The sequence below is a fragment of the Actinoplanes sp. 13 genome (assembly GCF_056134165.1).
On sequence record NZ_JBVYOQ010000007.1, the window covers coordinates 259,656 to 284,300 of the forward strand.

General features: G+C 70.5%; 28 protein-coding genes. 15 read left to right on the top strand and 13 right to left on the bottom strand.

Annotation, left to right across the window (positions count from 1 at the left end):
• The first annotated feature begins 26 nt into the window (after positions 1-26).
• A complete protein-coding gene (locus AC0NH5_RS17725; protein ID WP_474404971.1) occupies positions 27-2,768 on the top strand; it encodes an alpha-amylase family glycosyl hydrolase in 2,742 nt (913 codons plus the stop codon).
• Here the strand turns inward: AC0NH5_RS17725 and AC0NH5_RS17730 are convergent.
• Positions 2,728-3,033 carry a chorismate mutase gene (locus tag AC0NH5_RS17730; RefSeq protein WP_474404974.1) on the bottom strand — a complete coding sequence of 102 codons (306 nt, stop codon included), beginning with the start codon at positions 3,031-3,033 and terminating at the stop codon, positions 2,728-2,730. The two genes, AC0NH5_RS17725 and AC0NH5_RS17730, sit on opposite strands and share 41 nt — an antisense overlap.
• Positions 3,034-3,108: 75 nt before the next feature.
• On the opposite strand from AC0NH5_RS17730, the gene AC0NH5_RS17735 reads away from it, so the two are divergent.
• Both AC0NH5_RS17735 and AC0NH5_RS17740 read left to right on the top strand, forming a co-directional pair.
• Positions 3,109-3,630 (top strand): DUF2243 domain-containing protein, encoded by a 522-nt coding sequence (locus tag AC0NH5_RS17735; RefSeq protein WP_474404977.1) that lies wholly within the window; start codon positions 3,109-3,111, stop codon positions 3,628-3,630.
• Entirely contained in the window at positions 3,608-4,387 is a 780-nt protein-coding gene (locus AC0NH5_RS17740) for a cytochrome c oxidase assembly protein (RefSeq protein WP_474404979.1), read from the top strand. The genes AC0NH5_RS17735 and AC0NH5_RS17740 overlap by 23 nt, the downstream gene beginning before the upstream one ends.
• A gap of 48 nt (positions 4,388-4,435) precedes the next feature.
• Here AC0NH5_RS17740 and AC0NH5_RS17745 read toward each other — a convergent pair whose 3' ends face one another.
• Positions 4,436-4,624 (bottom strand): tautomerase family protein, encoded by a 189-nt coding sequence (locus AC0NH5_RS17745; RefSeq protein WP_122977545.1) that lies wholly within the window; start codon positions 4,622-4,624, stop codon positions 4,436-4,438.
• A gap of 160 nt (positions 4,625-4,784) precedes the next feature.
• Here AC0NH5_RS17745 and AC0NH5_RS17750 point away from each other — a divergent pair, with 160 nt between their 5' ends.
• From AC0NH5_RS17750 to AC0NH5_RS17765, 4 genes are all read left to right on the top strand, one after another.
• On the top strand, positions 4,785-6,284 hold the full coding sequence (locus tag AC0NH5_RS17750) for a sodium:solute symporter family protein (protein WP_474404982.1): 1,500 nt from the start codon (positions 4,785-4,787) through the stop codon (positions 6,282-6,284).
• Between the two features lie 84 nt (positions 6,285-6,368).
• The gene (gene kduI, locus AC0NH5_RS17755) at positions 6,369-7,169 is read left to right on the top strand and encodes a 5-dehydro-4-deoxy-D-glucuronate isomerase (protein WP_474404984.1); all 801 of its coding nucleotides are present in this window, start codon (positions 6,369-6,371) and stop codon (positions 7,167-7,169) included.
• Complete coding sequence (locus AC0NH5_RS17760; RefSeq protein WP_474404986.1) at positions 7,166-7,912, top strand: SDR family oxidoreductase; 747 nt, start codon at positions 7,166-7,168, stop codon at positions 7,910-7,912. The genes kduI and AC0NH5_RS17760 overlap by 4 nt, the downstream gene beginning before the upstream one ends.
• 19 nt (positions 7,913-7,931) lie before the next feature.
• The gene (locus AC0NH5_RS17765) at positions 7,932-8,696 is read left to right on the top strand and encodes an IclR family transcriptional regulator (protein WP_474404989.1); all 765 of its coding nucleotides are present in this window, start codon (positions 7,932-7,934) and stop codon (positions 8,694-8,696) included.
• Positions 8,697-8,706: 10 nt separating this feature from the next.
• On the opposite strand, the gene AC0NH5_RS17770 is transcribed toward AC0NH5_RS17765, so the two are convergent.
• Together AC0NH5_RS17770 and AC0NH5_RS17775 are read right to left on the bottom strand one after the other, a co-directional pair.
• On the bottom strand, positions 8,707-9,591 hold the full coding sequence (locus AC0NH5_RS17770; RefSeq protein ID WP_474404992.1) for a sulfotransferase domain-containing protein: 885 nt from the start codon (positions 9,589-9,591) through the stop codon (positions 8,707-8,709).
• A gap of 342 nt (positions 9,592-9,933) precedes the next feature.
• Positions 9,934-10,506 carry a TIGR03086 family metal-binding protein gene (locus AC0NH5_RS17775; protein WP_474404994.1) on the bottom strand — a complete coding sequence of 191 codons (573 nt, stop codon included), beginning with the start codon at positions 10,504-10,506 and terminating at the stop codon, positions 9,934-9,936.
• Positions 10,507-10,565: 59 nt separating this feature from the next.
• On the opposite strand from AC0NH5_RS17775, the gene AC0NH5_RS17780 reads away from it, so the two are divergent.
• From AC0NH5_RS17780 to AC0NH5_RS17790, 3 genes are all read left to right on the top strand, one after another.
• A complete protein-coding gene (locus AC0NH5_RS17780; RefSeq protein ID WP_474404997.1) occupies positions 10,566-10,982 on the top strand; it encodes a MarR family winged helix-turn-helix transcriptional regulator in 417 nt (138 codons plus the stop codon).
• Positions 10,983-11,080: 98 nt separating this feature from the next.
• Positions 11,081-11,917 carry an alpha/beta fold hydrolase gene (locus AC0NH5_RS17785; RefSeq protein ID WP_474405000.1) on the top strand — a complete coding sequence of 279 codons (837 nt, stop codon included), beginning with the start codon at positions 11,081-11,083 and terminating at the stop codon, positions 11,915-11,917.
• Positions 11,910-12,497 carry a TetR-like C-terminal domain-containing protein gene (locus tag AC0NH5_RS17790; RefSeq protein WP_474405003.1) on the top strand — a complete coding sequence of 196 codons (588 nt, stop codon included), beginning with the start codon at positions 11,910-11,912 and terminating at the stop codon, positions 12,495-12,497. Before AC0NH5_RS17785 ends, AC0NH5_RS17790 begins: the two co-directional genes overlap by 8 nt.
• Before the next feature lie 125 nt (positions 12,498-12,622).
• On the opposite strand, the gene AC0NH5_RS17795 is transcribed toward AC0NH5_RS17790, so the two are convergent.
• A complete protein-coding gene (locus AC0NH5_RS17795; protein WP_474405005.1) occupies positions 12,623-12,784 on the bottom strand; it encodes a hypothetical protein in 162 nt (53 codons plus the stop codon).
• A gap of 127 nt (positions 12,785-12,911) precedes the next feature.
• Here AC0NH5_RS17795 and AC0NH5_RS17800 point away from each other — a divergent pair, with 127 nt between their 5' ends.
• Positions 12,912-13,244, top strand: coding sequence for a hypothetical protein (locus AC0NH5_RS17800; RefSeq protein WP_474405007.1), 333 nt, complete (start codon positions 12,912-12,914; stop codon positions 13,242-13,244).
• Positions 13,245-13,542: 298 nt separating this feature from the next.
• Here the strand turns inward: AC0NH5_RS17800 and AC0NH5_RS17805 are convergent, their stop codons facing one another.
• Positions 13,543-14,121 carry a TetR family transcriptional regulator gene (locus tag AC0NH5_RS17805; protein ID WP_474405010.1) on the bottom strand — a complete coding sequence of 193 codons (579 nt, stop codon included), beginning with the start codon at positions 14,119-14,121 and terminating at the stop codon, positions 13,543-13,545.
• A gap of 158 nt (positions 14,122-14,279) precedes the next feature.
• On the opposite strand from AC0NH5_RS17805, the gene AC0NH5_RS17810 reads away from it, so the two are divergent.
• Together AC0NH5_RS17810 and AC0NH5_RS17815 are read left to right on the top strand one after the other, a co-directional pair.
• Entirely contained in the window at positions 14,280-15,095 is an 816-nt protein-coding gene (locus AC0NH5_RS17810) for an SDR family oxidoreductase (RefSeq protein ID WP_474405013.1), read from the top strand.
• Positions 15,096-15,103: 8 nt separating this feature from the next.
• Complete coding sequence (locus tag AC0NH5_RS17815) at positions 15,104-16,003, top strand: SCO6745 family protein (protein ID WP_474405016.1); 900 nt, start codon at positions 15,104-15,106, stop codon at positions 16,001-16,003.
• 349 nt (positions 16,004-16,352) lie between these two features.
• Here the strand turns inward: AC0NH5_RS17815 and AC0NH5_RS17820 are convergent, their stop codons facing one another.
• The 5 genes from AC0NH5_RS17820 to AC0NH5_RS17840 form a co-directional block, all read right to left on the bottom strand.
• Positions 16,353-16,583 carry a hypothetical protein gene (locus AC0NH5_RS17820; RefSeq protein ID WP_474405019.1) on the bottom strand — a complete coding sequence of 77 codons (231 nt, stop codon included), beginning with the start codon at positions 16,581-16,583 and terminating at the stop codon, positions 16,353-16,355.
• A gap of 306 nt (positions 16,584-16,889) precedes the next feature.
• Positions 16,890-18,098: an ABC transporter permease gene (locus AC0NH5_RS17825; protein ID WP_474405022.1), complete on the bottom strand. Its 1,209-nt coding sequence runs from the start codon at positions 18,096-18,098 to the stop codon at positions 16,890-16,892.
• The gene (locus AC0NH5_RS17830) at positions 18,095-18,751 is read right to left on the bottom strand and encodes an ABC transporter ATP-binding protein (RefSeq protein ID WP_474405025.1); all 657 of its coding nucleotides are present in this window, start codon (positions 18,749-18,751) and stop codon (positions 18,095-18,097) included. The genes AC0NH5_RS17825 and AC0NH5_RS17830 overlap by 4 nt, the downstream gene beginning before the upstream one ends.
• The gene (locus AC0NH5_RS17835) at positions 18,748-19,779 is read right to left on the bottom strand and encodes a peptidoglycan-binding protein (RefSeq protein WP_474405028.1); all 1,032 of its coding nucleotides are present in this window, start codon (positions 19,777-19,779) and stop codon (positions 18,748-18,750) included. Before AC0NH5_RS17835 ends, AC0NH5_RS17830 begins: the two co-directional genes overlap by 4 nt.
• Entirely contained in the window at positions 19,776-20,327 is a 552-nt protein-coding gene (locus AC0NH5_RS17840) for a hypothetical protein (RefSeq protein ID WP_474405031.1), read from the bottom strand. The genes AC0NH5_RS17835 and AC0NH5_RS17840 overlap by 4 nt, the downstream gene beginning before the upstream one ends.
• Before the next feature lie 106 nt (positions 20,328-20,433).
• Between AC0NH5_RS17840 and AC0NH5_RS17845 the strand changes: the two genes are divergently transcribed.
• Together AC0NH5_RS17845 and AC0NH5_RS17850 are read left to right on the top strand one after the other, a co-directional pair.
• Positions 20,434-21,090: a response regulator transcription factor gene (locus AC0NH5_RS17845; protein WP_474405034.1), complete on the top strand. Its 657-nt coding sequence runs from the start codon at positions 20,434-20,436 to the stop codon at positions 21,088-21,090.
• Positions 21,087-22,268: a sensor histidine kinase gene (locus AC0NH5_RS17850; RefSeq protein ID WP_474405037.1), complete on the top strand. Its 1,182-nt coding sequence runs from the start codon at positions 21,087-21,089 to the stop codon at positions 22,266-22,268. Before AC0NH5_RS17845 ends, AC0NH5_RS17850 begins: the two co-directional genes overlap by 4 nt.
• Before the next feature lie 334 nt (positions 22,269-22,602).
• Here the strand turns inward: AC0NH5_RS17850 and AC0NH5_RS17855 are convergent, their stop codons facing one another.
• Positions 22,603-23,184 carry a dihydrofolate reductase family protein gene (locus AC0NH5_RS17855; protein ID WP_474405039.1) on the bottom strand — a complete coding sequence of 194 codons (582 nt, stop codon included), beginning with the start codon at positions 23,182-23,184 and terminating at the stop codon, positions 22,603-22,605.
• Between the two features lie 91 nt (positions 23,185-23,275).
• Positions 23,276-24,601: an aspartate aminotransferase family protein gene (locus AC0NH5_RS17860; RefSeq protein ID WP_474405041.1), complete on the bottom strand. Its 1,326-nt coding sequence runs from the start codon at positions 24,599-24,601 to the stop codon at positions 23,276-23,278.
• Between the last annotated feature and the right edge of the window lie 44 nt (positions 24,602-24,645).

Genomic DNA, 24,645 nt, shown 5'->3' on the forward strand with positions numbered 1-24,645 from the left:
TCCGCTGAGGCGTGCAGTGTGTACGCATGTCGATACGTCGCGTCCTGGCCGTCGTCACTTCCGCGATCGTCGCGGGTGCGCTGCTGGTGGCGCCCGCGCAGGCCGCCGGTCTCTCGGGGCTGCACTCGCTGCGCGGGCCGGTCACCGATGAGAACTTCTACTTCGTCATGGCCGACCGGTTCGAGAACGGGGACACCGGCAACGACCGGGGTGGTCTGCCGGACGACCCGCTGCAGTCCGGTTTCGATCCGACCCGGAAAGGTTTCTACAACGGTGGCGACCTGGCCGGGCTGCTGGATCGCATCGATTACATCCAAGGGCTGGGCACCACGTCGATCTGGTTGACGCCTAGCTTCAAGAACAAGCCGGTGCAGCCGGAGGACGGGCCGTCCGCCGGCTATCACGGCTATTGGATCACCGACTTCACCCGGATCGACCCGCACCTGGGCAGCAACGAGGAATTGCGGGCGCTGGTGGACGCGGCGCACCAGCGGGGGATGAAGGTCTATTTCGACATCATCACCAATCACACGGCCGATGTGATCGGTTATGAGTCGGGCGCCCGGCAGCCTTATGTGTCCAAGGACGTCTCGCCCTATCGCACGGCTGCCGGGGCGCCGTTCGACGATCGCGACCACGCCGGGACCGGCCGGTTCCCGCCACTGGATCCGGCGGTGTCGTTCCCGTACGAGCCGGTGCTCGATCCCGCCGAACGGGACCTCAAGGTGCCCGCGTGGCTCAACGACGTGACGCTCTATCACAACCGCGGTGACACCACCTTCACCGGCGAGAACTCCTATTACGGCGACTTCTTCGGCCTCGACGACCTGTTCACCGAGCACCCGCGGGTGGTGCGCGGCATGACCGACGTCTACAAGACGTGGATCGCCGACTTCGGCATCGACGGTTTCCGGATCGACACGATGAAACATGTCGACGACGCGTTCTGGCAGCAGTTCGGGCCGGAGGTGCTGGACTTCGCCCGCAAGCAGGGCAAGCGCGAGTTCTTCATGTTCGGCGAGGTGTTCGACACCAGCCGGGCGTTCACGTCCCAGTTCGTCACCCGCAACCGGATGCAGGCGGTCCTCGACTTCCCGTTCCAGGACGCGGCCCGCAACTACGCGTCGCGGGGCCGGCCGGCGAGTGACCTCGGGCAGTTCTTCGCCGGCGACGACTGGTACACGGACGCGGATTCGAACGTCTATCAGCTGCCCACGTTCCTGGGCAACCACGACATGGGGCGGATCGGCGGGTTCGTGGTGGCCGACAACCCCGGCGCCGGCGACGCCGAGTGGGTGGCGCGGGACCGGCTGGCGCACGAGCTGATGTACTTCTCGCGCGGCAATCCCGTCGTCTACTACGGCGACGAGCAGGGCTTCACCGGGCCGGGCGGCGACCAGGACGCGCGGCAGACGCTGTTCGCCAGCCAGGTCCCGGAGTACCTCGACGACGACCTGCTCGGGACGCCGGCCACGCACGCGCAGAGCAATTTCGCCCCGGCGCACCCGCTGTACCGGACCATCAGCGGGCTGGCCGCGCTCACCCGGCAGCACCCGGCGTTGCGGGACGGGGCGCACCAGCACCGGTTCGCGTCGCCCGCGGCCGGTGTCTACGCGTTCTCCCGTATCGCCCGCGACGCCCAGCGGGAGTACGTGGTGGCGCTGAACAACAGCGAGCAGGCCGCGACCGCCGCGATTCCCACCTACGTCGGCAAGCGGTCGTTCTCCCGGGTGTACGGCAGCGGCCCGGCCGCCGTGCGCAGCGGGGCGGACCGCAGGCTCACGCTGACCGTGCCGCCGCTCTCGGCCGTCGTGTACGCGCTGGACGGCCGGCTCCCGCGCTCCCCGGCCGCGCCGGCGGTCACGCTCGGCACGCCGGCGCCCGCCGCGGAGTCCCCGAGCCGGATGCAGGTGACGGCCTCGGTGGCCGGGTCGTCGTTCTACGAGGTCACCTTCTACGCCCGGACACCGAAGGGGACGTGGCGGCCGATCGGCACCGACGACACCGCGCCCTACCGGGTGTTCCACGACGTCAGCGGGCTGCACGCCGGCGCCGGCGTGGAGTACAAGGCGGTGGCGCTCGACAACGGCCGGCACATCTCGGTCAGCGGCGTCCGCAGCGCTCGTGTCCCGGCGCCGCAGGTGGCGATCGAGGCGCCGGCCGAGGGCAGCAACGTGCGGGGCCGCGTCGAGGTGCGCGCCGTCGCCGACCCGGAGCGAGCCAGTCATGTCGTGCGGTTCGAACGCAGCGTGGGCTCCGGGGCGTGGACTGCGCTCGGCACGGACCGTTCGTCACCGGCGTACACCGTCTTCGACGACCTGTCGGCGCTCGGCCTGGCGGCCGGCACGACGATCCGGTACAGGGCCGTGCTGAGCGAGCCGGACGGCACCCGGGTGACCAGCGCGGTGCGGACGGTGCGGTACGCGGGTCCGCCGTTACGGACCGCCACGCTGCACTACCAGCGGCCGGCCGGTGATTACGCCGGCTGGGGGCTGCACCTGTGGGGCGAGGGGATCGACCCGGCCGTGCTCGCGCAGATCGCCTGGGACCGGCCGCTCCCGCCGACAAGGATCGAGAACGGCTGGGCGGAGTACGACATCGCGCTCGTCGACGACACCAAGCCGGTCAACTTCATCATGCACCTGCCGAACGGCGACACCGTCCCGGACAGCCGCGAGCCGGGCGGCGACCGGTCGTTCCTGCCGATCGACAACGCCGAGGTGTGGATCAGGCAGGGGGATCCGACCGTCCATCCGAGTGCGCCGTGAGTTCCAGGTCGATGAACGCGGCGATCATCGCCCGGTAGGTTCGCTCCACGACGTCGGGTGAGGCGTTCGCCGCCGCGGCGAGCGCCCGCACCTTCCCGACCACCTGCTCCACCCGAGCCGGCGCCCGGACGGCCGATTCGTCGGTCTTCAGGGTGCCGGCTCGGCGGACGAGCTGCTCGCGCGCGGCCAGCAGGCGGACGATCTCGGCGTCGATCGCGTCGATCTCCAGGCGGACCCCGGCGAGTGCGTTGTCGGTAGTGGACATCCGGTCATCCTGCCACCCGCCCGCGACCCCGCTGCTGAGGGAATATCAGCGGGCGGCCGGGGTATGCCGCCGGACATGACGAGCACCGCTGCCGACAAGGAAACACAGCGCGCCGACCGCGCGATCGTTCTGCCGGGCACCCTGCTGGGCGTGGGACTGGGCGGATTCGTCGACGGCATCCTGCTGCATCAGCTGCTGCAGTGGCACCACCTGCTCACCAGCACCGACACCGACAACGTCGGCATCGAGTACTACCCGCCGACCACCGTCGCAGGGCTGGAGATGAACACGCTGTGGGACGGGGTGTTCCACACCTTCACGTGGCTGTGCGTGCTCGCCGGGCTGGGCCTGCTCTACTCGCGGATCACCAGCGGCCGTGGCCGGATGTGGACGTCACGCAGGCTGTGGGGCTGGATCCTGTTCGGCTGGGGGCTGTTCAACCTCGTCGAAGGACTGATCAGCCACCACCTGCTCGGCATCCATCACGTCCGGGGCGGGCCGGACCAGCTCTGGTGGGACCTCGGCTTCCTGGCCCTCGGCGTAGTTTTCATGATCTCCGGCTGGCTCGTGCAGCGTGGCGCACCCGCACAGCGCTGACGGCGGTCTGCTGATCCTCGCCGTCGTCCTGGCCGCGATCGGCTACGACGTTCTGGCCGCGGTGACCCGGCGCCCCTGGCCGTGGTGGCGGACTGTCCTGTTCCTCACCGGCTGCGCGCTGGTCGTCGCCGGCTTCGTCCCGGGGGCGACGCCGTGGCCGGCCGGCGACTTCCGCGGCCACATGCTGCAACACCTGCTGGCCGGCATGCTCGGGCCGCTGGCCATGGTGCTCGGCGCCCCGGTCACGCTGCTGTTGCGGACCACGCCGCCGCGTATCGGCCGGGCCGTCGGCCGGCTCCTGCGCACCCGTTTCGTGCACGCGCTCGCCGACCCGGTCGTGGCGCTGGTGCTGAACCTGGGCGGGATCGCCCTGCTCTACTTCACGCCGCTCTACCAGCTGACCACCCGTGAGCCCATGCTGCACCTGCTGGTACACGTCCACTTCCTGCTCGCCGGGTACCTCTTCGCCTGGGTCGTCGCCGGGCCGGACCCGGCGCCGCGACGGCCGGCGGTACCGGCTCGCCTCGTCGTTCTCGGCGCCGCGATCGCGTTCCACTCGGTGGTGTCGCAGCTGATGTACGCCGGCGCGTTCGTCGACCTGGCTGTGCCGGTCTCGCAGCGCCAGGGCGGGGCGGAGTTGATGTATTACGGCGGCGACATCGCGGAGCTGCTGCTCGCGGGCGCCTTGGTCGCGGGGTGGCGCCCGGCCCGCCGCCGCACGCCGGTCGGTGCCACTAACGCCTACGGGGTGCGCTGACCCGGACCCGGGAACGAGCGGCGGCGATCCCGCCGCCGCTCAGCCCGTTCAGGTCCGGTCGGACTCCAGCGTGCCGCCGTTGGCGACGTCCTCCCGCTCGATCTCGTCGAAGCGGATGCGGACCGCGGCCCGTCGCGCCTTGAGGATGTCGACCGCCGCGGCGGTCACTGCCTCGGCAAACTCGCGTCGCTGATCGAGCGTGCGGCCGGACAGCAGTTCGACAGTGATGTTGGGCATGGACCCTCCTGTATTCCGTCAGCAGGAACATTGTCCCGTAACACGGAACGACGTCAAGCGGTGACCATGGACGAGTTTCGACATGTTCCATGTATTGACAAGCCGTTCCGTGTAACGAAACATCCATGCAACACCTCGGTCACGGACGGAAGGAGGGCACGTGACCACGCTCGATTGGCTGGTTATCGGCGGGTACTTCGTGGTGATGGTCGGCATCGGCCTGTGGGCCAAGAGCCGGATCCACAACGTCGCCGACTTCTTCACCGCCAGGGGCATGATCCCCTGGTGGTTGTCCGGCATCTCGCATCACATGTCCGGATACAGCGCCATCATGTTCGTCGCGTTCGCGGCGGTCGCCTACAACTACGGGCTCGCCATGTACGTCTGGTGGGCGCTCACCATCGGCCTCGGTGTCGGCATCGGGGCCTTCGTCTTCGCCGCCCGCTGGAACCGGCTGCGTTCCAAGCACGGGGTGGCGTCGCCGCTGGAGTACCTGGCCCGGCGCTACAACCTGCCCACCCAGCAGGCGCTGGCCTACAGCGGCGCGCTGCTCAAGGTGGTGGACATCGCCGCCAAGTGGGTGGCCATCGCGGTGCTGCTGCGCGGCTTCGCCGGCGTCCCGATCCACTGGGGCATCCTGATCACCGGCGCGGTCACCCTGGTCTACATCACCGCCGGCGGACTGTGGGCCGACGTGCTGACCGACTTCGGGCAGTTCGTCATCCAGGGCGTGGCCGGCTTCGCGATGTTCTTCGCGTTCCTCTCGCACCTCGGCGGCTTCTCGGCACTGTGGACGATGTGGGACGAGCTGCCCGCCGGGCGGGGGGACCCGTTCGCCGGGCCGTACACGGTGACGTTCTTCCTGGCGCTGCTGTTCATCAAGACCTTCGAGTACAACGGCGGCATGTGGAACCTCGCCCAGCGCTACATGGCCGCGCCGTCGGGCTCGGCGGCCAAGCGGTCGGCGCTGCTGTCCAGCGGTCTGTGGCTGGTCTGGCCGCTGATCCTGTTCCTACCGATGATCGCGGCGCCGCTGATCGTTCCCGGCCTTGCCAACCCCGAGCAGGCGTACGTCGAGCTGGCCAAGACGCTGCTGCCGCCGGGCATCATCGGCCTGGTGCTGGCGGGATTCTTCTCGCACACCATGGCGATGGTCTCCTCGGACGCCAACGTGATCTCGTCGGTGGTCACCCGCGACATCGCCCCGGTACTGGTGCGCGCCGTGCGCACCCTCGGCGAGAAGGCGCAGCTCACCTTCGCCCGGGTCACCACGTTCGTCTTCGTGCTGATCAGCATGGTGATCGCGATCAGCACCGAGGGGCAGGGCGTGGTCCTGAAGATCGTGGTCGACCTGGTCGCCGCGACCATGGGCCCGATCTCGATCCCGCTGATGCTCGGGCTGCTGCCCTGGTTCCGGCGCAGCGGGCCGACCGCGGCGCTCGTCTCCTGGGCGGCCGGGCTCAGCGTCTGGGTCGTGGTCAAGTGGATCATGGAGGAGACCAGCCAGACCATGGTGGTCGGCGTCCCGCTGGTCACGTCGCTCGTCCTGTACGTGGCGATCGGCCTGCTCAAGCCGGAGCGGCAGCCGCAGCGCGACGAGCTGATCGACTCCCTGAACGACGACCCGGTCGAGGAACCGAAGCCGGTAGCCGCGGCCTGACGGCGCAGGCGGCGGGGCGCCCGCTCCGCCGCCTGTTATAGCATTTCATGTAATGAAATAACGTTTCATGAGATGGGAGCACATATGGAGTCACGACCGGCCACGGCACCGGATCAGCTCGCGAGCATGGACACCGACCGGCTCCGGCGACGGTTCCTCGTCGAGGACCTCTTCCGGCCGGGCGAGGTGCGGCTCACCTACTCGCACGAGGACCGCATCGTCGTCGGCGGTACGGCCGGCGCCACCGAGCTGCCCAACCCCGACGCCCTGCGCTCGGAGTTCTTCCTGGAGCGGCGCGAGCTCGGCGTGGTCAACGTCGGCGCGGCCGGCTCGGTCACCGTCGACGGCACCCGATACGACCTGGCCCCCAAAGAGGTGCTCTACGTCGGCCGCGGCGCCCGGCAGGTGAGTTTCGACGGCCGGTTCTACCTGGTCTCCACCCCGGCGCACGCGAGCCACTCCACGGTCAAGGCCGGCCTGGACGACGCGGAGCCGGTGCGGCTGGGCTCGCAGGACGGCTCCAACGACCGCACGATCTACAAGTACATCCACGTCAAGGGCATCCAGAGCTGCCAGCTCGTGCTCGGCGTCACGGTGCTCGAGCCGGGCAGCATGTGGAACACCATGCCGTGCCACACCCACGAGCGCCGGACCGAGGTCTACTTCTACTTCGACCTGCCGGAGTCCGACCGGATCGTGCACCTGATGGGCCGGCCGGACGCCACCCGCAACCTGATCGTGGCGCCGGAGCAGGCGGTGATCTCGCCGAGCTGGTCGGTGCACTGCGGGTTCGGCACCCGCAGCTACGCGTTCGTCTGGGCGATGGGCGGCGAGAACCAGGCGTACGAGGATGTGGAGCCGGTCGCGATCGGCGAACTGCGGTGACCAGCCCCTTCTCGCTGCACGGCCGGACCGCGCTGGTCACCGGCTCCCGCGGCGGCATCGGCCGGGCCGTCGCCGTCGCGCTGGCCCAGGCCGGCGCCGACCTGGTGCTGCACGGCCGCAAGGACGACCTCGACGAGACCGAGGAGGAGGTCCGCAAGGCCGGCAGCCAGGCCACCCGGTGGATTCTCGACCTGACCGACACCGCAGCGATCCGCGGCGCGGCGGCGGAGCTGCCCGAGATCGACATCCTGGTCAACAACGCGGGCATCATCCGGCGCGCGCCGGCCGCCGAGCACTCCTTCGACGACTGGCGCTCGGTGCTCGACGTCAACCTGGACGCGGTGTTCCTGCTCAGCCGCGTGATCGGCGCGCGCATGCTGGCCCGCCGCAGCGGAAAGATCATCTCGGTGGCCAGCATGCTGTCCTTCCAGGGCGGCGTGCAGGTGCCCGGGTACACCGCGGCCAAGCACGGGGTGGCCGGGCTGACCAAGGCACTGGCCTGCGAGTGGGCGGCCGAGGGGGTGCAGGTGAACGCGGTCGCGCCCGGATACATCGCGACCGACAACACCGCACCCCTTCGTGCCGATCCGGTCCGGGAGCCGGAGATCCGGTCGCGCATCCCGGCCGGCCGGTGGGGGAGACCGGAGGACGTGGCCGGCGCCGTCGTCTTCCTCGCCTCGCCGGCCGCCGACTACGTCAACGGTCATGTGCTGGCCGTCGACGGCGGCTGGCTCGCCCGATAGCGACCGATAGGCTGGATCGGTGGCTAGGGAAGGCAGTTCCATCGACAAGACGCTGGCAGTGCTGGAAGCGCTCGCCGAGCACCACCGCGTCACCGACATCGCCGCCGCGACGGGCGTCTCCAAGTCGACCGTGCACCGGATCCTGCAGGCGCTGGTCACCTGGGGTTTCGCTCGTCCCGACGGGCTCGGCAGCTACGAGCCGGGCACCCGGATCCTGACCCTGGCCGGCCGGGTGATGTACAGGTTCGACCCCGCGCGCCAGGCCGCGGGGGCGCTGCGGGCCCTCGGCGAGGCCACCGGCTACACCACCCACTTCGCGATCCGCAGCGCCGACGAGGCGGTCTACGTCGACAAGCAGGAGGGACGCCGGCCGTTCCAGATGCCGTCGCGGATCGGCATGAGCGTCGCACTGCACACCACCGCCATCGGCAAGGCCGTGCTGGCCGAGCTGAGCGACGAGGAGGTGCTGGCGATCTGCCGGCGGACCGGCCTGGCGCAGCGCACCGCGCGCACGCTGATCAGCGAGGAGGACCTGCTGACCAACCTGGCGCGGGTGCGCGCGGTGGGCTACGCGGTCGACGACGAGGAGAACGAGCCGGGCATCCGCTGCGTGGGCGCGGCTGTCTTCGATCACACCGGGCAGGTGCTCGGGGGCATCTCGATCTCGACACTGGCGATGGACACGGACATGGCCGGCCTGGAAGCCCGCGCCCCCGAGGTGATCGCCGCGGCCCGGGACGTGTCGGCGGCGCTGGGAGCGGCGGCGCCGACAGTCCGTTCGTAAGCCCCCTCGGTCACTGACGGTGCAGCCAGGCCAGCATCTCGGGCGACGCCAGCGCCGCGGCGCGCTCGTGATATCCGGCCAGCTCCTCATCGGTGAGCAATTCCCGTCCAGCGCCCGACCGGCCCCGGCGGAAGAATGCCTGCTTGTCCTTCAGCACCCCGCCCGCGTCCGGCACCAGAACCGGGGCCCGCTGCCGCATCGCGCCGAAGGTGGCCGCCCGCACCAGCTCCGGCCACTGGTCCACCGGCACCTCGATGCCGAGCCAGGCGGCGATCCGCCGCATCTGCCCGTCCAGGTCACCCAGCAGATCGTCGTAGTGCACCAGCATCACGTTCGGCTCGCCCCGCCGCCGCCAGGCGTCGTCCAGGTGCCACAGCACGCCCGGCAGCGAGTCCAGTTCCTGCCGCGGGTCGCTGTCTCGCCGCACCCAGCCCAGCAGCCACTCACGCAGCGGCGGCGCCGTGCGGGGACCGTCCGGCGCCGGTGTCCCGGTGAGCTCGCTCAGCCGTCCGCGGTCGATGTTGGCGCCCTGGTGGTACAGCGACACCGCCATGTCCAGCGGATGCCGGCCCACCACGATGTACGACGTGTGCGGCCGCAGCGGGAGCCCGTCCAACGGCGTGTGCGTCTTGATGAAGCGCCGGTGCTGCTGGGCGTTCAGCCGGTCGTACATCTGCTGGTGTGGGGTTGTCAGCCAATCGAGCCAGGGTGAGAGCTCTGCCAGCGGGGCCGGGAGATCCGTGGTTGTGAAGACCAGCAGGGCGCAGATCATCTGCATCCAGGTGGTGCCGCTCTTGGAGCGGGTGCTGATGACGATGTCGCCCGGGCGGGAGGCGAAATCGAGCCATCGCCCGCTGTCCTCCTCCTCGGAGCGGTAACGCACGGGTGTCCGCATCCGACGGATTCTAGAGCAGGGATCGATTCCGGTCAGTCGGACATAGAGTCTCCGGCAAGGTCGTCGGCGTACACGCGAACGGGCTGTCCGCGTTCACCGCGATCGACCCGAGCGAAGTGACGGAACTGACCGATGCCGGGCGGGCGCGTCTGGCGCGTCTGGATTACCTGAATACCGAGCGGGCCGGCTACGCGATGATCCAGATCAGCCGGCCGCAGACGCTCGCGCACGGCCTGCACGACTCATCGGCCGGGCAGTTGGCCTGGATCGTGGAGAAATTCAAGGAGTGGACCGCCGCGCGGCGTTGGGGGCGGTGCCGTCCGGTACGTCACCGGCGACCGCTCAGGCGCGGCCCAGACGGCGCAGGATCTCGGTCATCGGGTCGGCGTCCGGCGGCACCGGCAGCGCGGGCCGGAACGGCGCCTCCGGTTTCAGCCGCGACTCGTCGTCCGGAACCGATCGCACGATGGGCAGGGCGGCCTCGAGCACGTCCGCCTCGGGCTCGAACGGCAGGCCGAGGGCGCGGGCCACGTCCCAGCCGTGCACCAGGTAATCGACCAGGTGGAAGCCGACCACGAGGTGGCCCGGCAGCGGCCGCTCGGCGTCGAACTCGGGGATCACGAACGGCCGGTCCAGCACGCCGTCGGCGGCGAACGCGCCGGTCACGTCCTGGGCCGCCGCGACGTAGTCGTCCGGGTCGGCGGCGGCCGGCAACTCCCAGGCGGCGAGGTCGGCGCCCCGGCCGCGGGCAGCGGCCGCGAACCCGCGATGCTGCGCGGTCATGTGCCGGATCAGCATGTCGAGGTCCCACTCCGCGCAGGGTGTGTGGCGGCTGAGGTCGGCGGGCCGGACCTGGATGACCAGGTCGACAGTGGCCTGGACGGCGAGGGCGTCGGCGGCTACAGGATTAATCATATGCATGTGCTTACCGTCTACCTGAGCATACGGATTGTCAACCCTGTTAGAACGGTGACATGGACCGGGACGATCTCGGAGTGATGATTCACCGGCTGGGGCGCCGGCTGCTCGCGATGGAGCAGCCGATCCTGGATCGGCACGGCGTGTCGATGTGGGCCTACGCGGTGCTCACCGCGCTGCGCGACAGCCCGATGCGCACGCAGGCCGCGCTGGCCACGAGCATCGGCGCGGACAAGACCCGGCTGATCCCGGTCCTGGACGACCTCCAGCGTCGCGGGCTGATCTCCCGTGACCCGGACCCGGCGGACCGGCGGGTGCGGCTGCTCGGCCTGACCGAGAACGGGCGCCAGGTGCACCGGTCGGTGCTGATCGAGATCCGGGCCGCGGAGGACGAGCTGCTCGGTTCGGTTCCGGCTGACGATCGAAAAGCCTTCTTGCGTACGCTCGTCGCCCTCGCCGGACCGCTGAACTGAATCGCGTTCGACCGCAGCCAGGGGGAGATCTTGACTCTTTAAGCTAATTGCATTAGCTTTTGGGGCAGCACGGTTAGCCACTACCCCGGGAGACCAGCATGACGGAATACCTGAGCATCGGCGCCAACAAGATCGCCTACGACGTGACCGGCGAAGGGCCCCTGGTGGTGCTCGCGCACGGCATGGGCGACAGCCGCCACTCCTACCGCTTCGTGGCCCCGGCCCTGGCCGCGGCGGGGTACCGGGTCGCCACCATGGACATCCGCGGCTGTGGGGAATCCAGCCTCGGCTGGGACGGCTACAGCCGCACCGACATCGCCGGTGACCTGGTCGCGCTCGTGCGTCACCTCGGTGGCCCGGCCGTGCTCATGGGGCAGTCGATCAGTGGTGGTGCCGCCACGATCGCCGCCGCCACGGCGCCGGAGCTGATCAGCGGGGTGATCGAGCTGGCGCCGTTCACCCGCAAGCAGACGATCTCGCTCGGGGGAATGATCCGGGTGAAGCGCTACCGGGCCGGATCCACCCAGCTCGCCATGACCATGGCCCGCGGAAGCCTGTCGAGCTGGAAGAAGTACCTGGACGTGGCGTACCCGACCAAGCCCGCCGACTGGGCCGGCGAACTCGCGCGGATCGAGGCCATGATGAGCGAGCCCGGCCGCATGAATATCCTCCAAGCCATGTGCAAGACCAACCCGGGCGATGCCGGCGCACAGCTGCCCAACGTCACGTGCCCGGTCCTGATCATCCAGGGTGGCCTCGACCCCGACTGGGCCGACCCGCGTGCCGAGGGCGAGAAGATCATCGCCGACCTGCCTGCCGGGCTCGGGCAGCTGGCGATGATCGAACGCGCCGGCCACTACCCGCACGCCCAGACGCCGGACGAGGTCGTCGCGCTGTCGCTGCCCTTCCTCGCCAGGACGCTGACCCATGCCTAGGGCCGGACTCGACCAGGCCGCGGTGACCGCCGCCGGTGCCGCCCTGGCCGACGAGGTCGGCTTCACCGGACTCAGCATGGGCCTGCTCGCCGAGCGGCTCGGAGTCCGGACGCCGTCGCTCTACAAGCATGTCGCCAGCCAGGCCGACCTCGCCCACCGGATCGCCGTCCTCGCCCTGAACGAGTTCGCGGACGCCATCCGCGACGCCATCCAGGGGCGGGCCGGCCGCGACGCCCTCGTCGCCGGTGCGCAGGCGATGCGCAAGTGGGTGCGCGAACACCCCGGCCGGTACGCGGCGGGCAACGCCGCCATCATCACCGGGTCCGACGACCCGCTCCTGCCCGCCATCCAGCGGGTGCTCGCCTCCTGGACGGCGATGCTGCACGGATATCGCCTGGCCCCGGACCAGGAGATCCACGCGCTGCGGATGCTGCGCAGCGTCCTGCACGGGTTCGCGACGCTGGAAGCCGCCGGCAGCTTCCAGATCGCCGCCGACATCGACGACAGCTTCACCTGGATGCTCGACTTCCTCGACCGGGGCCTCACGGCGAACCAGCCTGACCGGATGACCGCCCGCTGAGGCTTGGTGCCCTTCTTGTGGTGCTCGGTCCTCCGGGCAGATCTGGACGCGCCGCGCAGGCAACGGCACACCGCGAAGCGGACCTATGACCGGCTGATCGACGAAAAGGGCATCGGCGGGCGCCATCAGCCCCGCACCGCGACCTTCGGCGGGCACGGGGGCCGGGTCAGCGCGAAGTACGACGTGGCGGCCACCAGCAGCCCCGCACCCCACAGCGTGTAGCCGCCCATCTCCAGCGCCAAGGGCAGGAACGGGCCGCCGAACTCACCGCGGATCCAGGCGGTCATCCCGGCGATACCGAAGTACGCGGTCAGGCTCGACGGCCAGGTAGGCGCCGGCGAACGCCCAGGCGGGCGCCGGCTCCGCGCGGCCCTCCGGCGATCTGCCATGGACTCGCCCACACGACTCGCACGGATGCGTGGCCAGCCGCCGCTCGCGGGCGGCGACGATCAGGCAGAGGACGCCGGCGGTGGCGCCGCTGCCGGTCGCCAGCAGACTCGCGACACTGCCGGTCCGGGCGCCCTCGAACACCAGCGCACCGAGATCCGCTGGCGCCACCACCTCGGGCGCAGCGAACTGCTCGACATGGTGGCCTCCCGCAGCTATGTCATCGTGCTGCCCGAAGGAGAACGGCGGGAGCTGCTCCGCAACGTCGAGGAGTTGCTGGACGTACACCCGGAGCTCAAGGGTCGCGAAAAGCTCAACCTTCCTTATGTCACCCGGTGTACCCGGGCCCGCCGCGGCTGAGAGCCCGTCCGGCACGGGCGGTGCCGGGCGCCGTGATCACGCACCGTCGGCGTCGATCCGGAAGATCGCTTTCCATTCAGGGGAGTCGCTCCACCACGCCGATACCGTCGGCCGGCCAAGTCCATCCCCTCGGGCCGACGCCTGGGCGACATGACCCACGGTCGCCGAGTTGGCGGTGACTTCGCCGGTCAGTTCGGGGAGCCACGTGCCCACGGTTCAGTGCCAGGGCATGCCGGGCCGCAGCTCATGTCCGTGAGTTCGCGAGCCGGCGCTGGCGGGCGTGGTGGCTCGAGCTGTGTCAGTTCGCCTTGGCGGCGGGGCCGGCGCCGGCTTGGTCGAGGCAACGCCGCAGTCGTTGCAGGTACTGGTCGAAGGTCTCGTCGGGCTGCCAGGTCTGGTAGGCCGTGGAGAGTGCGGCGAAGGCGAGGTTGAACTGCAGCGTGGCCGCGAGGGGGTCGCTGCCGTCGGTCCGGGTGGTGACCCAGTCACGTAAGTCGGTGCGGAACTGCTCGCCGAGGTCCTGGGTCGACTGGGCGAGTGCGGGTGACTGCGCTTTGAGCCGGCGTTGCAGGGGCATGCGGTCGGCGAGACGTTCGTTGAAGCCGATCATGATCGCGGTCAGGGCATCCCACAGGTGCTCGTCGGCGGGGCGGGCGTTCATGAGCGCGCGCCAGTGCTCCCGTTCTTGCGGGTCTTGGTCGAAGACGACGGCTTCCTTGCTGGCGAAGTAGTTGAAGAACGTCGCCCGGGAGACGTTCGCGGTGGCGGCGATCTGTTCCACGCTGACGGACTCGAAGCCACGTTCGTCGAACAGCCGCAACGCTGCCGACCGGATGGCCCGCCAGGCCTCCAGCTTCTTGCGTTCTCGCAGATTCACCACGTCCTCCTGCGGGCGATCATACCAGAGTTCTGGATTCCATCGAACATTAGACCGCGTCTAGTTTCCGTGTATGGTGGAGTGGCAGCACGGGCCCCTTCCCCTCGTTCGAGCAGGGGATTCTTCTGTCGTGCCGCCATGCCACCGGAAGGAGATCCATGAGCAAGGTCTGGTTCATCACCGGCACCTCACGCGGTCTCGGCCGCAACTTCGCCGAGTCCGCCCTCGAACGCGGCGATCGCGTCGCCGCGACCGCCCGCACCCTCAGCGCCCTCGACGACCTGGTCGCCAAGTACGGCGACCAGGTACTGCCGCTGGCCCTTGACGTCACCGACAAGCAGGCCGTCATCGCCGCGGTGACCGCCGCCCACGAGAAGTTCGGCCGTCTGGACGTCGTGGTCAACAACGCCGGCTACGGCCTGTTCGGTGCGGTCGAGGAGATCAGCGAGCAGCAGCTGCGCGACCAGATCGAGACCAACCTGTTCGGCGTCTTCTTCGTCACTCAGGCGGTGCTGCCGATCCTGCGCGCGCAGGGCAGCGGCCACATCATCCAGATCTCCACCATCGGCGGTATCGGCGCCTTCCCGTCACTGGGCGGCTACCACGCCTCCAAGTGGGCCCTCGAAGGATTGACCGAATCGCTGGCGCAGGAGGTGGCCGGCTTCGGCATCAAGGTCACCCTCGTCGAGCCCGGCGGCTTCAGCACCGACTGGGCCGGGTCGTCCGCGGTGCACGCCGACCCGAACCCCGCCTACCGGCCGATGCGCGACGCCATGGCCGCCCGCAGGGGCGGATCGCAGCCCGGTGACCCGACCGCCGCCGGCCCGGCGCTGCTGCAGATCGCCGACGCCGAGAACCCGCCGCTGCGCGTGCTCTTCGGCTCCCAGCCCACCCAGCTCGTCAAGCACATCTACGCCCAGCGGCTGCAGACCTGGGCCGACTGGGAGCACGTCTCCCGCGCGGCACAGGGCTGAGCACACCCGTGACCGCGACCAACATGCGGCCGCAGACGTCCGCCCGGTGGGCCTGTGCCTGCTGGGCGGCGTCCGAGCCGTTCACCATCGCCATGTTCTTCACGCCGGAAGCAGCATCGATCACCGAGCAGGCAAAGCTTCCGGCCCGCGCCGCCTACGTCGTGCTGCGCACCGCGCCTCTGGGCGCGGTGCCTCCGGCAGTGGCCGCCGCGACGTTTCGTAGCTTTCCCGCGCCCGTGTTCGCGGTGCTGCCCGAAGCGTGGCAGCACCTGAGTCCGGCAGAGGCCGTCGACGCGCATCACGAGGCCGTCGAGCGGGCCGCCACGAGGCAGCTCGGGGAAGCTCCCGCTGAGCTGAGCGACATGGCCGACCTGCTGGCCGGTGTCGTCCAGGACCTCGACACCAGCGGAAGAGTCCTGGCCGCGGCCAACCAGGCCGTTGCCGCTGCGGCCGAGCCGTGGGCCAAGCTGTGGCGAGCACTCAACACCCTGCGCGAACACCGCGGCGACGGACACATCGCCGCCCTGATCGCTGCGGATCTCGCTGTCCACGACAGTGAGGTTCTGATGGCCGCATGGGCCGGCGCGCACACCAACACCCCCGCGTTGCGGGCCAGTCGCGCCATCGACGACGAGAGCTGGCGGGCCGCCACCGAACGACTCGCCGCCCGAGGGCTCCTCGACAACGCCGGCGCCATCACCGCCGAGGGCAAGGACCTGCGTGACCAGGTAGAGCAGGTCACCGACCAGGCCGCCGCCGAACCTTGGCAACGGATCGGCCAGGAGCGTATCGGAGCCGTCCACCGATTCCTCACCACGCTGTCAACCACCCTGATCGACACTGGGCAGATGAGTGCCGTGACCCCCGTCGGCGCGCCCTGGCCACCGCCCATCCTCGGCGCCGCCTAACACGTCGCGACACCACCCGCCATCGCCGGCCGCGCTGACCAGCAGACAACCGGGAAGTAGCTGCCATTGGCTGCCTCCAGTCGGCAATTGTTCGCCTGGACGGCCAGTGCTGCTGTCGGCTTCGTGACTCCCCGGTGAGGTCACCGGATCCGCGCCACGGCGGCCGGCTGCTCCACCATCCGCCGGCACGCCGCGCTCACCGGCGCCAGCCGTCGCCCTTGCGGGCGTGCCACCGGCCCGACGCCTCGCGGCGACACCGGGAGCAGGTCGCTGCGGTCACCATCGCGGCGCTGCCCTGCGGCCTGACAGTGATTGCGCCTTCGGAAGGCGAGTCTCGGGCGGCTCCCGGTCACGGGAAGCCGTCACCGTAGTCGACGACCTCGTTGGACTGCACGTGCGACGGCCGCCACGCCCTGGTCCGTAGCGCCAGAGTCGCATGAGCTTGGGCCAAGGCGGCGAGCATGTGGACGTCGGTGACGTGTTGAGGGTCCGAGTCGGGATCGGCGGCGATCGCGTTGTAGGTGTTGTCGGCGATGTGCAGCAGATATTCGGCGCGGGCGGCGTGCTCGTCGGGCGTCATCCGGCCATGATCGCCACTCATTGCTATCGATGTCCAGAGCTTGCTCACCGAGGCCCGTCCTGAGCCGTTTCGCGTCGGCGACCATCCGTCGGTGGACGACGTCGGACAGCCGGCGCTTCAGCGCTCGCATCGCTACCATCGGGGTCTTGCCGGCGGCTCACCGGCCTCGCCGGCTCGTTCGCCGTCCCGCTGCGACCACACGACGGCACCCGCGTACGAACTTCGCGGACCGGGCCCGGCGTCGGTGAGCGTCTGATCGGCGGAAAGCCGCAGAGTGGTCCGACAAGCACGTCTGAGGCCGGCCGGTCAGTGCGACAGTGCCTCGCTCGGTGGCAAACGCGCCGCTCGTCCGGCCGGGTACAGTCCTGCCGCCATTCCCACCAGCATCGTTGCTGCGACCCCGCCGGCGACTGCCCACACGGGCATCACCGGCGACCACGATCGGTAAGCGGCGTAGCCGGCCGTGACCGCACCTCCGATCAGCACTCCCGCGACTCCACCCAGTGTGGCCAGCAGCAGCGACTCGCACAGGAACTGCAGCCGGATCTGGCCCTGGGTGGCGCCCAGCGCCCGGCGCAGCCCGATCTCCGCCCGCCGTTCCAGCACCGAGATCACCATGGTGTTCGCGACGCCGACGCCGCCCACGATCAGTGCCACCGCGCCCAGGCCCAGCAGGAGCCCGTTCAGGGCGCTGTCGGCTGCCCGCGCCGCGGCCAGCGCGTCGGAGGGTCGCGAGACCTTTACCTCGTTGGGCGCTTGCGGGTTGACCGTCGCCGCCAGGACGCGGCGGACTTGCTCGACCGACTGTTCCGCCGAGCGGGTGTAGACGGTGGTCGGTGAGCCGTCGAAGTTGAGCAGGCGTTGCGCCGCTTTCCAGCCGACCAGGGCCGACGTGTCCAGTTCGGGTGCCAGCGGCACGGATGCCAGGATGCCGACGACGCTGAACCACTGGCCGCCGAGCCAGAGCCGGGGTCCGGGTGCCGCGATGCCGAGGCGCTGCGCGGTGGCGGCGCCCAGCACGACGGCCGGGCCGTCGACGGATCCGGTCAGCCATCGTCCTACGGCCGGCCGCGCCCCGACGGTGCCGAGCAGGTCCGGCTGGGCGGCGAGCACGGAGATGCTGCCGTTCTCCCCGGCCGGGATGTACTCGTTGCGGTAGACCTTCGCGTCCAGCCGGCCGGTGGCGGTCGCCGACTCGACGGGTGCGATGCGCCGGACCATCGCCATGGCATCGGCGGGCAGCTTCGCGTCGGCGCCCGTCATGGTCTGGCCCGGTGCGGCCGTCAGCAGGTTCGTGCCCAGCGCGTCCAGGGTGCGGTTCAGGTCCGCGCGGCTGGAGGCGGAGATCCCGACGACGGCGAGCATCGCGGCGATGCCGATCGCGATGCCCAGCGCCGACAGCACGATCCGCAGGGGCCGGGTGCGTAGACCGGCGGCACCGACCCGGACCACGTCTGCCGGGGCCAGCCGGGCCGGACGCGGCCGTGCCGGTACGTGTTGGCGCGGCTCGGTCATGACTCGGCCAGCCGGCCGTCGCGCATCTGCAGGCAGCGGGGCAGGTTGCCGGCTATCTCCCGGTCGTGGGTGATGACCACGACGGTGGTGCCGGTGGCGTGCAGGCTGCGCAGCAGTTGCATGATGCTCGCACTGGCTACCGAGTCGAGGTTGCCGGTCGGTTCGTCGGCGAGGAGTACCGCCGGGTCACCGACGACCGCACGGGCGATCGCCACGCGCTGGCGCTCGCCGCCCGACATCTCGTGCGGGCGGTGGTGTGCCCGGTGTTCGAGACCGACACGGTGCAGGGTCTCAGCGGCCCGGCGGCGCCGTTCGCGGCGGCGCACGCCGGTGTAGAGCAGGCCGTCGGCGACGTTGTCCAGGGCAGACACTCCGGGCGTGAGGTGGAACTGCTGGAAGACGAAGCCGATGGTGCGGGCGCGCAGCGCCGACAGGGACCGGTCGGGCAGGCCGGCCACATCGTGGCCGTCGATCCGGACGGTGCCGGTGGACGGCCGGTCGAGGGCCCCGAGCAGGTGCAGCATGGTCGACTTGCCGGAGCCGGACGGGCCCACGATGCCGGTCAGCTCGCCGGCGTCGACGTTCATCGAGACGGCGGTGAGAGCGGCGACACCGCCCGGGTAGGTCTTGCCCACCTCGCTCATCCGGATCATGACGGCATGCCCACGGTGGTACCGTCGGTCAGTCCGGTGCCGCTGACCTCCGCGCGGCCGTCGGCGAACATGCCGACCTTCACCGCGACGTAGCGTGTGGCGCCGCCCTCGACCACCTCCAGGCCGTACCCGCCCTCGGCCAAGGCCAGCAGGGCTGCGACCGGAACAGTCAGGACGTCCTTGCGCTGCTCACCGGTGTAGGTGACCTTGACCGGGGCCGCGCGCAGGCCTCCGGCGGCCTTCGGGTCGCCGAGCTTGACGGTGACCGGCACTGTCGGGTCGGCGCCGTCCTTCGCGGTGGCTTCGGCGCCGACGTGAGTGACTGTCCCGTCCGTCTTCCGGCCGTTGGGCAGGCCCACGGACACCTTTGCCCCGAGCGCCGCCCAGCCGGCGGCATCGGCCTCGGCGTCGACGGTGACGATGGAGGTCTCGCCGGTGTAGGTGAGGAGCGGGCCGGCGGCCGGATCACCGACTCGGGCCTTCAGGTCGGCGACCCGGACCGGGCCGGCAGCCACGATCACCCATGAGGTGTCGACAGCGCCGGTCGTGGGCAGCCGGAGCTGCTTCTGCCAGCGCCGCACCGCCCGGGCCGTCACGTCGCTGTACTCGTCGTCGACGGTGAAGCCGTCATGGCCCAGCGACCGCAGATTGCGTTCGAACTGCAGCACGTCGGGGCCCTCGACGCCCGGCGACAGGGTCCGGTACATCGGCAGGACGCCGGTGAGCAGCACCACCGGGCGGTTGTCGGCGCGCAGCAGGGTGCCGCCGCGGCGGATGGTGCGGCCCGGCTTGGGCAGCCACGTCACTGTGCCGCCGGCTGCGGACTTCATCGGCACCGGTTCGCCGTACCCGAGCTTGCCGTCGACAGTGACCGATTCGGCGAGCGTCTGCCGCCGTACCGTGGTGGTTGTGGCCGGCCCGGCAGCTGCTGGAGGGATCTCCCGGTCGTCGCGGACGACGAAGCTGGCGCCCGCGGCACCCACAGTGACCAGAACTACGGCCAGAACCCACCGGATCCGGCGGCTCATCCACCCACCGCGATCCCCGGCATCACGCCCGCGCCGAACTGAGGGCACTTCTTCGCCGCCTCCGGCAGCTTGGAGAGTTCGTCGGCCTTGTCGCGGTCGATCTTGAAGGCACCGGTCTCGGCGTCCGGGTCAGGGAAGCCGGGCAGGCCGTTCTCGCGGATGCACTTGGCGTAGTCGCGGGCCTTGGCGAGGTCCTCGAGCGAGGCCTTGGGCGGCTCGCCGCCGTTGGGCAGCAGCTCGCGGCACTTCTCCAGGGCGGCGTTCATCTTCTTGGCCGCGGCCTCGTCGGTCGCGGCCTGGGCGGGCATCGCGGCCATGCCGTCGGGGCCGGGGTCGGGCACGTCGATGCCCGCGGCGCGCATGCACTGAGCGAACTTGCGGCCCCGCGCCGCGTCCTCGTCCGCCGGCGCCGGCGTGCTGCCGGACGGCTTGACGCCGCCGCCTGCCGAGGCCACCTGCTGGTCCTTCTTCTCGGCGGCGCATCCGCTGAGGGCGGCCATCAACAGCATCATCGGTACGGCGATCAGCCGGGTCTTTCCGTGTTTCATCACGGCTCCTCTCGGGTTGGGAGCCACCACACCAGGCCGCCGGTTAGAGCGTCGTCAGCGTCGGCGTTAACAGGTTTCTAACGGCTTCACCAGGCACGATGGGCGCGTGCGCATTTTGGTGGCAGAGGACGAGGTCGTATTGGCCGACGCGATCGCGGAGGGGCTGCGGCTGCAGTCACTGGCTGTCGACATCGCCTACGACGGCGACGCGGCGCTGCAGCGGCTGGCAGTGAACAGCTACGACGTCCTGGTTCTGGACCGCGATCTGCCGGTGGTGCACGGTGACGATGTGTGCCGGGCGGTGGTGAACTCCGACTGGCCGGTCCGGGTGTTGATGCTGACTGCTTCGGGTGAAGTCACCGACCGGGTGGCCGGGCTTTCGCTGGGCGCGGACGACTACCTGCCCAAGCCGTTCGCGTTCGTGGAGCTGATCGCCCGGGTCCGGGCGCTGGGCCGCCGCGCCCGCCCGGCCGCACCGCCGGTGCTGGAACGCGCCGGGCTGCGGCTGGACACCGCCCGCCGCCAGGTCTACCGCGAGGGGCACCATGTCGCCCTGTCCCGCAAGGAGTTCGCCGTGCTGGAGGAGCTGTTGCGGGCCGACGGCGCGGTGGTCAGCGCCGAGCAGCTGCTGGAACGGGCGTGGGACGAGCACACCGACCCGTTCACCGGCGTCGTACGCGTGATGATCCTGTCCCTGCGCCGCAAACTGGGCCCGCCGCAGGTGATCACCACGGTGACCGGCGCCGGATATCAGATCCCGTGACGGCCCACCGGCTGACCGTCCGCGCCCGGCTCACCGCCCTCTACGGCGGCGTTTTCCTCCTGGCCGGAGCCGCATTGCTCGCCATCACCTATGTGCTGCTCGCCCAGGCACTGAACGCCAACAGTTTCAGCCAGGAGGCCGTGCTGGCCGTGCCGATGGCCGTCGCCTCCGCAGGGCCCACTGTGGCGGAGACGTACCCGACGGGCATCGACGTCGCCATGCAGGCCGAGTCCTTGGAACGGATGAAGCTGGCCGAGGAGCTGCGGGTGCAGTTCCGCCGGCAGACGCTGACCTCGTTGCTGCAGCGCGGCGCCGTCGCGCTGGCCGGGGTCGCGATCGTCGGCATCTGGGTGGGCTGGCTGATGGCCGGGCGCACGCTGCGTCCTCTGCAGCAGATCACCGCGACCGCGCGCCGCGTCGCCGATCGCAGCCTGCACGAACGCATCGGCCTCACCGGACCCAAGGACGAGCTGCGGCAGCTGGCCGACACCTTCGACGACATGCTGGCCCGACTGGACGAGTCCTTCGGGGCCCAGCGCCGCTTCGTCGCCAACGCCTCGCACGAGCTGCGCACCCCGCTGACGATCAACCGGACGCTGATCGAGGTGGCGCTGAGCCGCCCGGACCCGCCCGACGAACTGCGGCGGCTCGGCGAGACCCTGCTGACCGTGAACACCCGGCACGAGCGCCTCATCGAAGGCCTGCTGGTACTGGCCGGCTCGGAGCAGGAGCTGACCAACCGTGAGCTGGTCGACCTGGCAGCCGTGAGCGAGCGGCTGGTGAACGCGGCCCGCCCGGAAGCGGCGGCCGCGGGTGTCAGCTTGCACGCATCGGTGCAGCCGATGCCTGTCCACGGTGATCCGGTGCTGCTGGAGCGTCTGGTGCAGAACCTGGTGCGCAACGCGGTGGCCTACAACGTCGCCGGCGGCGAGGTGCGGGTGGAATGCGCCGGTCGGCGACTCACGGTCAGCAACACGGGGCCGGTGGTGTCCGCCTTCGAGATCCCGGGGCTCTTCGAGCCGTTCCGCCGGCTGACCGACCGCGTCGGCTCGGCGGAGGGTAGCGGGCTGGGCCTGTCGATCGTCCGGTCGATCGTGACGGCCCACGACGGCACGGTCACCGCAGTGCCGCGCGCTGACGGCGGCCTCACCGTAACCGTCGAGCTGCCGCCGACGTAGAACGCGTCATCGGCCGGCCTGGCGGCATCTGCCGCTCCGTGCTCGGCTGTGATGGCCCGGCGCCTTGTCGAGTCGAGGAGAGTACGTCGAGTCGCTCCTTCCGCGCGCCGCCGTATCGTGTCGCCGGGCGCGGGAGGATGATGCGGTGTTTCGGCTGGAACGCGGAGTGACGGGTTTCCGCCTCGGTAAGGAGCCGGAGCTCCCAGAGGTCCCGGCGCGCCAGCCGGCACTCGCCGCAGTCGCTGCTGATGGCGCAGCGGCTGGTCCGTGGCAGCACCGGGCTGGAGCCGGAAGGTTGAACGACAAGCGGTGCAGACGTCGCCGGCGCCGCGGGTCAGTTCCTGGACGGCCGTTCGACCCGGTACTGAGCGATGATCACGCCGGTGGTGGTGGGTGCCGAGCGTTCCAGCACCAGGTCGGCCCGGTCCGCCGGGCCGAAAAGCCTGGTGCCCGAGCCGAGCGTGATCGGGTGGATCATCAATACGTACCGGTCGATCAGGCCGGCCGCGTGCAGCGACCGGACCAGCTCGCCGGAGCCCATCACGGTCGCGTCCTCCTTCAGGCCGGCGACCGTCTCGGTCGCGTCGCCGGCGAGCAGGACCGAGTTCGGGTACCCGAGTTCCGTGCCCGCCGATCGTGACACCACATATTTGGTGCCGGCCACCAGAACGTCGGTGAAGGGGTTCGGTTCGGGCGTGGTGGTCCAGAAGCCCAGCAGGTCCTCGTAGGTGCGGCGGCCGAACAGCATCGCCCCGCCCTGGGCCGTACCCTCCGCCGCGAAGCCCATGGACACCTCGTCCTGGTAGCCGTCGCCCCACCCGCCGTGCGCGAACCCGCCGCGGGTGTCCTCGTCAGCACGGCCGAGGCCCTGCATGACCCCGTCCAGGGTGATGCTCTCGAATGCGGTGATCGTCATACCACCATGACGAGCCGGCACCCCGCCGATCGTCACCCCGAGTTCTTCGATGCCCGACCCACGATCGGCGCCGCACCGGGGGGCGCGCCGGTCATCCGCCCTTGACGCCCGGCAGGCCGGTGCTGACGTCGCTGATCGCCTGGTCGAGGATCTCCAGGCCGAGGTCCAGCTCCGCCTCGGTGGAGGTGAGCGCCGGCGCGATCCGGAAGACGCCGCCCATCTGGGGCAGCTGCACCACGTTCATGTGCAGGCCGAGCTGCAGGCAGCGCCGCGTGACGGCGGCGCCCAGCTCGTCCGCGGGCTGCTTGCTCTCCCGGTCGAGCACCAGCTCCAACCCCACCAGCAGGCCGCGGCCGCGCACGTCGCCCACCACCGGGTGGTGGGTGGCCAGCTCTTTCAGACCCTTCATGAGGTACGACCCGAGCACGGCGGCCCGCTCATCGAGCCGGTCGGCGATCAGCACGTCCAGGACGGTGTTGCCGACCGCGGCGACCAGCGGGTCGGACACGTGGGTGGTGAAGAACAGGAAGCCCCGCTCGTGCGCGGTCTGCTCGATCTCGGGGCTGGTCACCACCGCGGCGAGCGGCAGGCCGGCGCCGAGGGTCTTGGAGAGCGTGAGGATGTCCGGGGTCACGCCGTCGCGCTGGAAGGCGTACCAGGTGCCGGTGCGGCACAGCCCGGTCTGCGCCTCGTCCAGGATCAGCAGCCCGCCGCGCTCGTGGCACTTGTCGCGCAGCGCGGCCAGGTAACCCGGCGGCAGGTCGAGCACGCCGCCCGAGCTGAGGATCGGCTCGACGATGCAGGCCGCCAGGCTGCCCACCGACTGGGTGTCGAACAGCTCGAACGCGAAGTCGAGCTGGCGGCGCCAGTCGAGTTCGCCGTTCGCGTCGGTGAAGTCCGGCCGGTAGGGGTTCGGCGTGGGGATCGCGAAGTTGCCGGGCGCGGCCGGGCCGTACCCCTTGCGGCCGTGGCTGTAGGTGGCGCTCGCGGCGGCCTGCGTCATCCCGTGCCAGGACCGGCCGAACGAGATGATCTCGTGCCGGCCGGTGACCAGTTTCGCCATCCGGATGGCCGCCTCGTTCGACTCGGCGCCGGTGGTCAGCAGCAGCACCTTGCTCAGCGGCTCGGGCAGCGACTCGGCCAGCCGGCGGGCCAGGTCGACCACCGGGCGGCTCAGCATGCCGCTGAACAGGTGGTCCAGTGAGCCGATCTGTTCGCGCACGGTGGCGACCACGGCCGGGTGCGAGTGGCCCAGGATGGCGCTCATCTGGCCGGACGTGAAGTCCAGCAGCCGGCGGCCGTCGGCGGTGTACACGAAGCTGCCCTCGGCGCGCTCAATGATCTCGGGCGTGAACTGCCCGGCGCCGGAGTAACGGACCAGGTGACGTTCGGCGTCGGACCAGAAGGCGTCAGTCATGGCTTCGACGCTAGGAGTGGTCGCTGGTCACGTCCATCTCGCTT